Origin of the sequence: Nonomuraea sp. SYSU D8015 (genome assembly GCF_008065375.1) — a bacterium.
Taxonomy (GTDB): Bacteria; Actinomycetota; Actinomycetes; order Streptosporangiales; family Streptosporangiaceae; genus Nonomuraea.
Map to the genome: position 1 here is coordinate 296,204 of NZ_VJYI01000009.1, position 11,728 is coordinate 307,931.

Genomic DNA, 11,728 nt, shown 5'->3' on the forward strand with positions numbered 1-11,728 from the left:
GGCCGTACCCCCGAAGGACCCCGGCCGAAGTACGGCGAGGTGGGGAGGGACGGCGGGCCGGGACGCGAGGTCAGATGTCGGTGATGCGCAGCCCCGCATGCGCCTTGTACCGCCGATTCACAGAGATGATGTTCGCCGTCAGCGCCTCCACCTGGAAGGCGTTACGCAGCCGCCCCCCGTACACCCCCCGGACCCCCGGGATGACCTCCGCCAGAGCCTGCACCGTGTCCGTCGCCTCGCGGTCGTCCCCCAGCACGAGCACATCCAGATCCACCTTGTCCACCGCCGGATCCATCAGCACCACGGCCGACACGTGGTGGAACGCCGCCACCACCCGGCTGTCCGGCAGCACCGCCGCCGCCTGCTGCGCCGCGCTGCCCTCCTCGACCCGCAGCGCGTAGGCCCCCTGCTTGTCGAACCCGAGCGGGTTCACGCAGTCCACCACGATCTTCCCGGCCAGCTCCGACCGGAGGGACTCCAGCAGCGCCTTGTGGCCCTCGTACGGCACCGCCACGATCACGAGGCCGGCCTGGGCGGCGACGGCGGCGTTCTCACCGCCCGTCGCGCCCGCCCCGATGGAGTCGGCCGCCTCCTGGGCGCGCTGCGCGCTGCGGGATCCGATCAGCACCGGATGCCCGGCCAGCGCGAACCGCCGCGCCAGCCCCTTCCCCTGGTCGCCGGTGCCGCCGAGGATGCCGATGGAAAGTCCGCTCACGTCAGTCATAGCCAGATCATGCCAGCCCCCGAATCCGGAGCTCACGCCGCCCGCCTCTTCCCTTCACCCGCCGGCCGGTTGCGCCGGGGCCGCGAGCTGCGGGTACAGAGCGGTGAGATCGGCGGCGAGACCGGCTTTGACCTGGCGCGTCAGCTCATCGGCGATGACCTCGGCGGCGTCGGCCTCGATGCCGTCCAGGGCCTGCTCCGCGACGTCGTACGGAGAGCTCTTGGGAGCGTCGACGCCGGCGGCCATGTCGGTGTCGACGTAGCCGACGTGCAACCCGGTGACGTTGATGCCGCGGGGCCGCAGTGCCAGGCGCAGCGCGTTGGTCTGCGACCACAACGCGGACTTGGACGCGCTGTAGGCCTCGACCCCCGCAGCCGTGAACCAGGACAGCACCGAATGGATGTTGAGGATGTGACCGCCGCCGTTGCGTTCGAGCACCGGGACGAAGCGGCGGGCGGTGAGCAGCGGCCCGTAGAAGTTGACCTCGAACTCGCGCCGCACGTCGTCGACCGGGGAGTCGAGGAATGACGCGCCGAGCATGGTTCCGGCGTTGTTGATCAGGATGGTCGCGTCGTGCGCCTGCTCGGCGACCGCGGCCACGGAAGCGGCATCGGTGACTTCGAGGGCCACCGGGACCGCGTCGGGGTGGGTGACCGTCCGGGGGTCGCGGGCGGTCGCGTAGACCTTCGCGGCGCCGCGACGGTAGAGGGAGTCCACCAACGCCTTCCCGATGCCGCGGCTGCCGCCTGTGACGATGGCCACGGAGCCTTTGATCCTGGTCATGAGCCTCTCCTCAACTGGAAACCGATCGGTTTCCGACCACCATAAACCGATCGGTTTCCAGAACGCAACCGGACGGGTAGCCTGGGCACATGACAGACCCGCCCCCGGCCCCCCCGCATCGACGCGAGACCGTCTGCTCGACGCCGCGGCAGAGCTCTTCAACCGGGAGGGCGTAGGCGTGGGCGTCGAGGCGTTGTGCCCTGGAACGCAGCGCGTGGCGGCGGCGGTGGAAGCCAAGTCGCCCGAGCACCCGGCGAGCCTGAAGGACTCGACGGCCTCGCCGTCGCGACGGCCGGCGCCCTGCTCGACGGCGCGGGCGTGATCTAGCCGCCCGGCACACGGCGACAGCCGGGCCCGGTACGGGGCCGGGCCCGGCTGCGAATCGGCGCCTAGCAGTTGCCGGACGCGGGCAACCCGAGTATCCGCAGGGTCAGCCACTCGATGGCGAGCGGCCCGCCCTCGACGGCCCCGGTGACATGATCGGGCGCGGGCAGCGCGACCCACCGTACGGTCACCCCGGCCCGGCAGTACTCCGACCGCAACGTCGACCCCACCGCCAGGGGGATGATCTGGTCCCCCTTGCCGTGGTACAGGAACATCGGCACCCGCGGAGCCATGGCCCCGAGCCGGTTCTCTCCCAGCCGGGCCAGCCACTTGGGCTGGTTGAGCAGGTCGATCGGGCTCAGGTCGGAGAAGCGGAGCCCGGCGAGACGGTCGAGGTCGCCCACGCAGTCGTCGGCGGCCTCGGCGAGCAGCGCGCGGCCCCGGTCGTTGAGGTCGGCCTCGAGGTCGAGCTCGGGGTAGGCGGCGTCGAGCCCGACGCCTGCGGCCGCGGCCAGCCCGAAGTTCTCGCTGCCGTCCAGGTGGGTGGCGACGGCGTGCAGGTCGGCGGGCACGCCGCCCGCGGCCACGCCCCTGAGCCTGAGCTCGGGCGCGTACGAGGGCTGCAGCTGGGCCGCCCACCCGGCCGACGCGCCGCCCTGGGAGTACCCCATGACGGCCACGGGCGCCCGGGTCGACAGGTTGGCGCCGGGCACGCGCATGGCGGCCCTGATCGAGTCGAGCACGGCGTGGCCCTGGGAGATCCCGGCCATGTACGTGTGCTGCCCGGGAGTGCCGAGGCCTTCGTAGTCGGTCACGGCCACCGCGAAACCCTTGAGCAGGAAGAGGCTGATCAACGCGAGCTCGGCCTCCCTGCCCTCGCTCATGCTGACCGAAGGGGCGCACTGGTCGCCGAGACCGTGGGTGCCGACGGCGTACCCGATGATGGGGCGCGCGCCGAGCGGATAGCCGGCCTTGGGCACGAGCAGCGTGCCGGACACGGCGTTGAGCGCGCCGGTGGCGGAAGTGGAGTTGTAGAGGATGCGCCAGGCGTTGACCGGCACCTCCAGCAGCCGGCCCGGCAGGAGGTAGACGGTGGTGGGCTGTGCGGAGACCACGTCTCCCGGCGTCGCGGCGCGGGCCGGGGTCGTGGTGAGGGACATGATCAATAACAGGATCACGGACATGCTGACGCGGACACGTAAGGTCATGTGCCGCCCCTCTCCCTGAGGTCCCTGAGGATCACCGACTTGGGACGGCGGCGCCGCGAGCCGATCGTTACCCGTGGGTAACTCCATGTCAAGGCCCGAAATGACGGCGGAACATAGGGCGTGTCAATCCATCACTGGTGTCACTTCCGAAGTCGTCTGCACGGATGCGCGAAGTGGTCCGCACGGGCGCTGGGCCTGGTGGACGAAACGCTGACTGCGGTCACCCCGGCGGCCGCCGTCGACCTGCTCGTGCGGCGACGGGTGGAGCAGACTCAGCGCCAGCTCACAGAACTCACCCTGGCCTGGGACGTGCTCAAGGAACTGACCGAGGAGCACCGCAGCGGCCGCCCCGTGCAAATGGTCGAACACATTCCGAACGGGCCGGATGTCACCCGGCGCATTCGCGCGCTCCTGGCTGACGCCCCCTGCGAGTTCATGCATCTGAAGGTCCGCCCGCTGAACGTCGCGACCGACCTCGACGACAAGCCTCTCGACCAGCAGCTGGCCCGCGGGTTGCGCAGCCGCACGCTGTTCTCGGCACGCGCGCTGGACGACCCCGGACAGGAGCCGTACGCGCGGCACTGGCATGCCCGGGGAGACCTGCACCGGGTCACGTCCGAGCCGGTCAAGCACCTGGCCGTCGTCAACCGCTCGGCCGCCTTCATCCAAGCCGATCCCGCCGCCCCGACGGCGGGCGCCCTGCAGATCCGCCAACCCGGCGTGGTGGCGATGCTGGCGGACGTCTTCGACGGCATGCGGGCACGCGCCCGCGATCTGGGCGACCTGCCGCTGTCCCCCATCGAACAACGCGTCCTGCACGCACTGACCTGCCACGACACCGACGAGTCGGCGGCCCGTTCGATCAACGTGTCGGTCCGCAAGTTCCGCGCCCACGTCGCCGACCTGATGGCCCGCCTCGGCGCGAGCACCCGCTTCCAGGCCGCCCTGCTCGCCAAGGAACGCGGCTGGCTGTGACACCTCACAGGCTGCCCGCCGGCGCCGCGCCGTCGTCCATTCGAGCGATCATCTGGCTGTCCTATCACCAACTGCAGATCCGAGACGCGAACAGAGCCGGGGTCCTGAGTTTCCGGAACACTGACGGTTGCCAAGGAGTGTGGAGCGGGCTGCAGCGCCGAGCCGAGCGTGCCGCCGGGAATGATCCTCCCGTCCGCGGCCGTTGCACCGCGGTGGCCGCCGCCTGCAGCATCGCTTCCTGACGCGACGGGCTCAGCCGCTCGTACGGTCGCCAGAGGGTCAGGCCGGCCCGGAACGGCAAGTTCGCGGCGTCCCAGACCTGGTGCAGGAGGGCGGCCGAGCCGGGGCCCGCCCGGGAATCGACCATGCTGACCTCGTCCAGCAGCGTACGCAGCAGTCGAAGCCACGACCCCGCGGCTGGGGCCGGCTGAGCAGGCGGGGCAGACCCGTCGTGCCGTCCGCCACGGGCGGCTCCGCGCCGGCGGCCAGGGCACCCAGCGTTTGACGACGTGATATCCGGCCTGGCCCGGTGCAGCGGCACTGAGTCTTGCCGGACATAGGCAGAGAATGCCTTCTGGCCGTCGGGGGGATTCAGGGTGTCAGCCGGCCAGGGCACGCACCCGGTTGTCGTCATCCGGCGCAGCCGGCTCACCGTGACGCCGGTCCGTACGGCCAGTCCGTGCCGGATGATCGTGGGCGTCTGACAGTCCAGCTCTGCGCCGCGGTCCTCTGCACGGATCCCCACAGCCCGGGACATCCATGCACACAACTTCGAAAAGTGACAACTCGCGAAACAGCCCCCGGGGCGCAAGCCCTCCACGCGGCCCCCAAAGACCGAGAGGAAGAAGCGTTCGTCTTGCGGGAAAGCAGGCTTTCCCGCCGGGCCCGTCGGGCACGATGGACTCATGGACTCCGGATCGGTGGCCCTCCTACGTGAGATCCTCGCCCAGACCGGCTGGCTCGAACGCGCCCGCGAGCTCGGCCAAGCGCTGCGCGCCACCCGGTCGCCCGGCGGCCTGCTGCTGGTCGGCACCCCCGACGAGGAGCCCTGGCACCTGACCGCGCACCTCAGCGACGAGGCGAGGTTCTCCGGCCTGCCGCAGCTCACGCCCACCCTGGTCCGCTGGGCTCCGCCCGCCGACGCGCCCGCCCACCTGCGCGTCGGCCTCGACCGCCTGGAGCGGGCGGCTCGCGGCGAGACGTTGTTCGTGCTGTCGGAGCAGCAGGCGCCGGTGCCGCTGTTGGAGCGGGTCGACGACGCCCGCCGCACGGGTGCGACCATCCTGGCGATCGAGGGCGGCGACTCGGAGCTGGCGGGCCTTGCGCACGAGGCGATCGCGGTGCCGCGGGACGGGCTGGTGACGTTCGACGGCGCCCAGCACCTGGTGAGCGCGGCGGCCGGGGAGGTGGAGCAGCGGCTCGGCCTGCGTGGCCGCCTGGCCCGCCTCCTGGAGAAGGTCAGCGGCCCCCAGACGATCGACTAGCGGGCGGCCGCATCCTCACGGGGCTCCTCTCCGGCGACGGGCTGCCCGGGTGTTCGCAGGCGGCCGCTCAGCGACGCCTCCAGCGCCGCCGTGGCCTCCTCGATCACGCCGATCACCACGGCTTGCACGGGATCCGGCTCCCCCGACCGGGTACGGCTCACGCGCGTCACGGCGTCCAGGCGGCGCGCGCCCACGTCCCGCAATTCGCTCACCCGTACCTCGCCCTCGGGCACGTCCAGCAGGGCCAGCGAGGGCACGATCGCCACCCCGTGCCCGGCCGCGACCAGCGCGAGGGTGGGCCCGAACTCCGTGATGACGTGCACCTTGCGCGGCTCGAACCCGTGCAGCCCGGCCAGCCGCTCCAACGCCTGCCCGGTCGCCTGGCCCGGATCGCCGGCCACCCACGGCACCTCTGTGAGGTTGGCGAAGCTGTGGGGCGGGTCGGGCCAGTCCGGCGGCAGCACGATGCGGTACTCGTCCACGTAGAGCAGCCGCGCGCTCAGCGACGGCTGCGCGAGCGCCGGCAGCCCCATGTCCTGCTCGGTGATCAGCACGTCCACCGCCCCGAGCCGCAGCTCCTGCAGCGCGGGCGCACCGTAGATCTCATGGATGATCGGCGTGATCTTGGGATGGCGTACGGCGAGCTCGCGCATGGCGGGCACCAGCACGTGCGTGATCACCGTGGGGAACGCGGCGATGCGCACCGGCCCGGCCAGCCGCTCGGTGAACCGGGTGAGCTCCCGCCTGGCCTCCAGCAGCTCCTCCTCCACCCGTTCGGCGTATCCGGCCAGCACCCGCCCGGCCGGGGTGAGGGAGATCCTGCGCTGGGAGCGGTCGATGAGCGCCAGCCCGACCTCGCGTTCCAGCTGGGCGAGCTGCTGGGAGACGGCGGAGGGCGTCAGGTGGAGCGCCTCGGCGGCCCGCATCACGCCGCCTCGGCGGGCGACTTCGTGGAGCACGCGCAGTCGCCGGGGGTCGATGTCCATGCAGCTCAGCTTACGTCCATCTTTAGCTTTCTTTATTTGTGCTTTACGGCCCTAAATCCGGACAATGGCTGTATGGACCTCCTCCTCGCCGCCATCGGCTGGGCCGGAGCCGCCGCACTGCTGGCCGGCTACGCCCTGGTATCGTCGTCCCGCCTCTCGGGCGACGGAGTGGCGTACCAGCTGCTCAACCTCTTCGGCTCGGCCGCCCTCATGGTCAACAGCGCCCACAGCGCCGCCTGGCCGTCGGCCGGCCTCAACCTGGTGTGGGCCGCCATCGGCGTGGCCGCCCTCGTCAAGCTCACGCGAGTACGAGTAGGAGTGGCCAAATGATCGTCGAACTCAGCCACCGCATCACCGACGGGATGATCACCTATCCCGGCATCCCGGCCCCGAAGGTGACCGCGCATCTCACCAGGGAGGGCTCCCGCGAGGTGTACGCGCCGGGCACGGAGTTCCACATCGGCATGATCACCATGGCCGCCAACACCGGCACCTACCTGGACACCCCGTTCCACCGCTACCCGGACGGCCCGGACCTGTCCCAGGTGCCGGTGTCCAAGCTCGCCGACCTCCCCGGCCTGGTGGTCCGCGCCCAGGGCGGGGGGCGGGAGATCGTCCTCGACCAGAGGCTCGACGTGCGGAGGCGGGCCGTGCTGATCCACACCGGCTGGGACCGCCACTTCGGCACCGACGCCTATTTCCACGGCCACCCCTATCTGGCGCCCGAGTCGGCGAAGTGGCTGGCCGGGCAGGGCGCGGCGCTGGTCGGGATCGATTCGCTCAACATCGACGACACCCCGCCGCAGGGCGAACGCCCCGCCCACACGATCCTGCTGGAGGCGGGGATCCCCCTGGTGGAGCACATGACGGGCCTGGCGCAGCTGCCCGACCGAGGCTTCCGCTTCCACGCCGCGCCGCCGATGGTCGCGGGCATGGGCACGTTCCCCGTCCGGGCGTACGCGGTCGTGCCCTAGTCGTCGTCCTGGTCGGCCTCGTCCCACGCCTTGTTGCGGTCGGCGGCGCGCTGCAGCGCCCCGGCCGCCTCCTGCTCGGACGCGTACGGACCCATCCGGTCCTTGTTGGGGCAGCCCTGGTCGGGCTCGACCCGCATGTGCTTGAGACAGAACCACCACTGGCCTTCGCTCACGTGGTTGATTCTGCCCCGTAGACTCATGGTTCATGACGACACTGCTCCAGCCCGGACGAGTTTCGCCGATGCGAAAGGTCCCCGCCCACATCGAGCGGCCGGAGTACGTCGGCAAGAAGCGCCCCAAGATCGGCGAGTCCGACGTGAAGACCCCCGAGGTCATCGAGCGCATGCGCGTGGCGGGCAGGATCGCCGCCCAGGCGCTCGAGGAGGTCGGCAAGCACGTCCAGCCAGGCGTCACCACCGACGAGCTCGACAGGATCGGCCACGAGTTCCTCATCGACCACGGCGCCTATCCCAGCACGCTGGGCTACAAGGGCTACCCCAAGTCCCTGTGCACCTCGATCAACGAGGTGATCTGCCACGGCATCCCCGACGACACGGTGCTGCGCGACGGCGACATCGTCAACGTCGACATCACCGCCTACATCGGCGGCGTGCACGGCGACACCGACGCGACATACCTCGTGGGCGAGGTGGACGAGGAGTCGCGGCTGCTGGTCGAGCGCACCCGCGAGGCGATGATGCGCGCCATCAAGGCGGTCGCCCCCGGCCGGCAGCTCAATGTGGTGGGCCGGGTCATCGAGGCGTACGCCAAGCGCTTCGGCTACGGCGTCGTCCGCGACTTCACCGGCCACGGCATCGGCACGACCTTCCACTCGGGCCTGATGGTCCCCCACTACGACGACCCGTCGCTGCGGGTGGAGCTGGTGCCGGGCATGACGTTCACGATCGAGCCGATGCTCACGCTGGGCACGATCGAGTACGAGATCTGGCCGGACAAGTGGACGGCGGTCACGAAGGACCGCAAGCGCACGGCCCAGTTCGAGCACACGATCGTGGTCACGGAGACCGGCAGCGACATCCTCACCCTCCCGTGACACCCGGCCGGTGGTGCACGGCTCAGTCGCGCCGCGGCACCACCCCGCTGATCGTGGTCCCCTCCCCGTGGACGCTGTTGACCGACAGACTGCCCCCGACCTCGGCGAACGCCGCTCTCATCCGGGCGATCCCGCGCCCGGCCCTGGCCGTGGGAAATCCCTGGCCGTTGTCACTGACGGTCATGCGCAGCCCGCTCTTGCCGCTCGTCACGGCGATGGACACGGTCCTGGCCCTGCTGTGCTGCTCGACGTTGTCCAGGGCCTCACGCAGGGCGGCCATGACGCTGCTGGAGACGCGGGACGGCACGTCCGTGGCCGGCAGGGCCCAAGTCTCCACGGCGATCCCCGTACGCTCCGACCATTCGGCGAGGTAGCTCTCGAGCGCCTCGGCCAGGCTCTGCCCCCCGCGCATGCGTGTCTCTTCCGACAATGGTTCTCGCCTTCCTTGGCACCCGGGCCTGCGCCGGTCCCCACTCCGGCGCCTCCACTCGCGCCGCGCAATCCCCCCTCAAGGCTGCGCACGCTAGCTCACGAGGTTATGCCCGTATCCCCTACGAGAAAGGCTACCTGCCGGTACAGAGACGTGTGGTTGGAGGATAGAAGGGCATGTCCGAACGGCTACTCGCCCTTGTCAGCGCGGTTGAGGCGGGCGAGGTAGGCGTTGTAGGAGTCGAGCTCCGGATCGCCGGCGCCGCCGCGGTCGGCCTTCCGGTCGGCGCGCCGGGCCTGCCGGTCGTCGTCCTGGTACCACTGCACGGCGATGGCCAGCAGCACGATCAACGTGGGGATCTCGCCGAAGCCCCACGCGATGGCACCGCCGTCCTGCTGCGTCTGCAGCAGCGTGTCGCCCCACGTGCGGCCGAGCTGCTCGTACCAGCCGGAGGCGATCACCGTGCCCGTCATCATCAGCGCGATGCCGAAGAACGCGTGGAACGGCATGGTGACGAAGAGCATGAGCAGCCGCCCGACGTACGGGAGCCGGTTGGGGCCGGGATCGACTCCGATGATCACCCAGAAGAACAGGCACCCGCTGAGCAGGAAGTGCAGCGTCATCCAGATGTGCCCGAGGTGCTCGGTCATGGCGGACTCGAACAGCGGCGTGAAGTAGAGCGCGTACGTCGAGCCGATGAAGATCGACGTGGCGACGACGGGATGCGTGGCGACCTTCGTGAACCGGCTGTGCAGGATCGTCGTGATCCACTCACGCGGCCCTCTGTCGCCCCGCCTGGCGGCGGGCTTGAGCGCGCGCAGCGCCAGCGTGACGGGCCCGCCGAGGACGAGGAAGATCGGCACGATCATGGAGAGGGTCATGTGCTCGATCATGTGCACGTCGAACATGACCTGGGCGTAGCGGGCCAGCCCGCTCTGCGTGGCGAAGACCAGCAGCGCGACCCCGATGAACCAGGAGGCCGTGCGCAAAGGGGGCCAGGCGTCGCCGCGCCGCCTGAGCCGGAGCACGCCGGCCAGGTAGAGCCCGGCGAGCACGGCGGCGACCACGGCGAAGAACAGGTCGAACCACCACAGGGTGAACACGTTGCCGAGCGTGATCTCCGGCGGCAGGGGGAAGCCGAGCAGTTCGAAGGCCCGGTCGGCGGGGGTGACGAACTCGGGCGGCGGGGTGCGCGACAGCGCGACGGCCAGCCCGACGGTGGCGAGCATGAGCAGCGTCTCGCCGCCGGCCAGCCGGGTGAACGCCCCCGGACTGCGGCCCTCGAGCTGGACCAGGGTGCGCTTCCTGTGCCAGTAGCCGACGTAGCCGAGCAGCACGAAGGCGACGATCTTGACCACGGCGAGCACGCCGTACTCGGAGGTCCACAGGTCGGACACCGCGCCCAGCCGCGCGACGAGGCTGAACACCCCCGAGAGCCCCACGCCGACGTAGCACCACAAGGCCATCCTGGAGAACCGGTCGGCGGCCACGTCGAGCAGCGGCTCCTTGCGCAGGGCGTGCGCGGCCAGCACGACCAGGCCGCCCACCCAGAGGGCGAGGGCAAGCAGGTGCAGCGCCACCGCGGAGGTGGCCAGGTCGTGGTTGGGCGAGGAGGACGAGTGGCCGGTGAGCGGCACCGGCAGCAGCGTGACCAGCGCGAACACCAGCAGCCCCGCCGCGGCCCCCGCGGTGATGGCGCCTCGGGAGAACAGGGCGATCGCCACGCCGAACAGCACGACGAGCGTCAGCGCGACGCCCTGCGTGGTCTGGGTGGCGTAGCTGCTGAGGTAGGCGCCGTCGAGGACCTGGGGCACCGTGCGGCCCATGGAGTCGGCGACGCCGAAGACGATGGAGAGGAACGCCGCCCCGGCCCAGGCCAGCGCCGCCCAGGAGGCGCCCTTGACGTAGTGGAGCGCGGGCTTGCCGAGCATGCCCTTGTCGTTGGGCAGCAGGGTGGCGGCCATGAGCAGCAGCCCGACGGTGGCCAGGCCGGCCAGGTCCATCAGCAGCTTGGACAGCGGCAGCCCCCACCGGACGACCGCGCCCGCGTCGGGCAGCCCGGGGATGATCCGGGGGAACGCCCGGCCTCCGGCGATCATGCCGATCACCAGTGCGACGACCGCGGCCGCCGCTCCCGCGAGCGCGAGGCGCGCCGCCCGGCTCATGGCTTGCTTCTCCGCGCGCTGAGCAGGAATCCGATGCCGATGCCGACGAGCGCGCCGATCACGACGATCAGCCAGACGGGGAACGACACGTCTTGGGCGGACGAGACCTCGTCGGCCTCCAGGCTCGTCTGGCCCGCCGGGGCGGACGGTGCGCTCGCCGGCGCGGACGCCTCCGGGCTCGGGGACGCCGCGGCCGACTGCGACGCCTCAGGGCTGGGCGACTCGGGGCTGGGCGACGCCGGCGGCGTCTCGGCGCCCTTGACCCTGAAGGGGATCTCACCCTCGATCGGATGCCCGTCGGACGACACGACCCGGTAGGCGATCGTGTATTTCCCGTCGGGCAGCGGCCCCTTCACCGCCTGCCTCACCACCGCGCCGTCCAGCTCGGGCTTGCCCGACTGGACTTGGGCGTCACCCGGCCCGCGCACGATGACGAACGGCATGCGCACCTTGTTGGTGAACTCGAGCCTGACCTCGTCGAGGGCGTCGACCTCTGCCCCCTTGGCCGGTGAGCTGCTCTTGAGCGCGTCGTGCGCCAGCGCCGGGGCGGCGGTGCCGAGCACGAGCAGGGCGGCGAGTATCGCGGTCAGGGCCGCGAGCGGGGATCTCTTCATGACACCC

13 protein-coding genes are annotated in these 11,728 nt (G+C 71.1%); 5 read left to right on the forward strand and 8 right to left on the reverse strand.

Annotated features, from left to right (window positions below; genetic code table 11):
- Positions 1 to 70: 70 nt before the first annotated feature.
- The 3 genes from npdG to ID574_RS33625 all read right to left on the reverse strand — a co-directional run bounded on the left by npdG (position 71) and on the right by ID574_RS33625 (position 3,039).
- Complete coding sequence (gene npdG, locus ID574_RS33615; protein WP_188193005.1) at positions 71 to 724, reverse strand: NADPH-dependent F420 reductase; 654 nt, start codon at positions 722 to 724, stop codon at positions 71 to 73.
- Positions 725 to 778: 54 nt separating this feature from the next.
- Positions 779 to 1,507, reverse strand: coding sequence for an SDR family oxidoreductase (locus ID574_RS33620; protein WP_188193006.1), 729 nt, complete (start codon positions 1,505 to 1,507; stop codon positions 779 to 781).
- A gap of 389 nt (positions 1,508 to 1,896) precedes the next feature.
- Positions 1,897 to 3,039 (reverse strand): lipase family protein, encoded by a 1,143-nt coding sequence (locus tag ID574_RS33625; protein WP_188193007.1) that lies wholly within the window; start codon positions 3,037 to 3,039, stop codon positions 1,897 to 1,899.
- A gap of 198 nt (positions 3,040 to 3,237) precedes the next feature.
- Between ID574_RS33625 and ID574_RS33630 the strand changes: the two genes are divergently transcribed.
- Both ID574_RS33630 and ID574_RS33635 read left to right on the forward strand, forming a co-directional pair.
- Positions 3,238 to 4,014 (forward strand): helix-turn-helix transcriptional regulator, encoded by a 777-nt coding sequence (locus tag ID574_RS33630; protein ID WP_188193008.1) that lies wholly within the window; start codon positions 3,238 to 3,240, stop codon positions 4,012 to 4,014.
- A gap of 905 nt (positions 4,015 to 4,919) precedes the next feature.
- Positions 4,920 to 5,498: a hypothetical protein gene (locus tag ID574_RS33635; protein ID WP_188193009.1), complete on the forward strand. Its 579-nt coding sequence runs from the start codon at positions 4,920 to 4,922 to the stop codon at positions 5,496 to 5,498.
- Here the strand turns inward: ID574_RS33635 and ID574_RS33640 are convergent.
- Complete coding sequence (locus ID574_RS33640) at positions 5,495 to 6,484, reverse strand: LysR family transcriptional regulator (protein WP_188193010.1); 990 nt, start codon at positions 6,482 to 6,484, stop codon at positions 5,495 to 5,497. The genes ID574_RS33635 and ID574_RS33640 overlap by 4 nt on opposite strands.
- 72 nt (positions 6,485 to 6,556) lie before the next feature.
- Here ID574_RS33640 and ID574_RS33645 point away from each other — a divergent pair, with 72 nt between their 5' ends.
- On the forward strand, positions 6,557 to 6,814 hold the full coding sequence (locus ID574_RS33645) for a CBU_0592 family membrane protein (protein WP_188193011.1): 258 nt from the start codon (positions 6,557 to 6,559) through the stop codon (positions 6,812 to 6,814).
- Entirely contained in the window at positions 6,811 to 7,458 is a 648-nt protein-coding gene (locus tag ID574_RS33650; RefSeq protein WP_188193012.1) for a cyclase family protein, read from the forward strand. Before ID574_RS33645 ends, ID574_RS33650 begins: the two co-directional genes overlap by 4 nt.
- On the opposite strand, the gene ID574_RS33655 is transcribed toward ID574_RS33650, so the two are convergent.
- Entirely contained in the window at positions 7,455 to 7,631 is a 177-nt protein-coding gene (locus tag ID574_RS33655) for a hypothetical protein (RefSeq protein ID WP_185112781.1), read from the reverse strand. The two genes, ID574_RS33650 and ID574_RS33655, sit on opposite strands and share 4 nt — an antisense overlap.
- A 32-nt stretch (positions 7,632 to 7,663) precedes the next feature.
- Between ID574_RS33655 and map the strand changes: the two genes are divergently transcribed.
- A complete protein-coding gene (gene map, locus ID574_RS33660; protein WP_188193014.1) occupies positions 7,664 to 8,512 on the forward strand; it encodes a type I methionyl aminopeptidase in 849 nt (282 codons plus the stop codon).
- 22 nt (positions 8,513 to 8,534) lie between these two features.
- Here the strand turns inward: map and ID574_RS33665 are convergent, their stop codons facing one another.
- The 3 genes from ID574_RS33665 to ID574_RS33675 all read right to left on the reverse strand — a co-directional run bounded on the left by ID574_RS33665 (position 8,535) and on the right by ID574_RS33675 (position 11,721).
- Positions 8,535 to 8,924 (reverse strand): sensor histidine kinase, encoded by a 390-nt coding sequence (locus ID574_RS33665; RefSeq protein ID WP_188193015.1) that lies wholly within the window; start codon positions 8,922 to 8,924, stop codon positions 8,535 to 8,537.
- A 206-nt stretch (positions 8,925 to 9,130) separates the two neighbouring features.
- Positions 9,131 to 11,107, reverse strand: a complete 1,977-nt coding sequence (locus ID574_RS33670; protein ID WP_188193016.1) for a bifunctional copper resistance protein CopD/cytochrome c oxidase assembly protein — start codon at positions 11,105 to 11,107, stop codon at positions 9,131 to 9,133.
- Positions 11,104 to 11,721, reverse strand: coding sequence for a copper resistance CopC family protein (locus ID574_RS33675; RefSeq protein WP_188193017.1), 618 nt, complete (start codon positions 11,719 to 11,721; stop codon positions 11,104 to 11,106). The genes ID574_RS33670 and ID574_RS33675 overlap by 4 nt, the downstream gene beginning before the upstream one ends.
- Positions 11,722 to 11,728 lie beyond the last annotated feature (7 nt).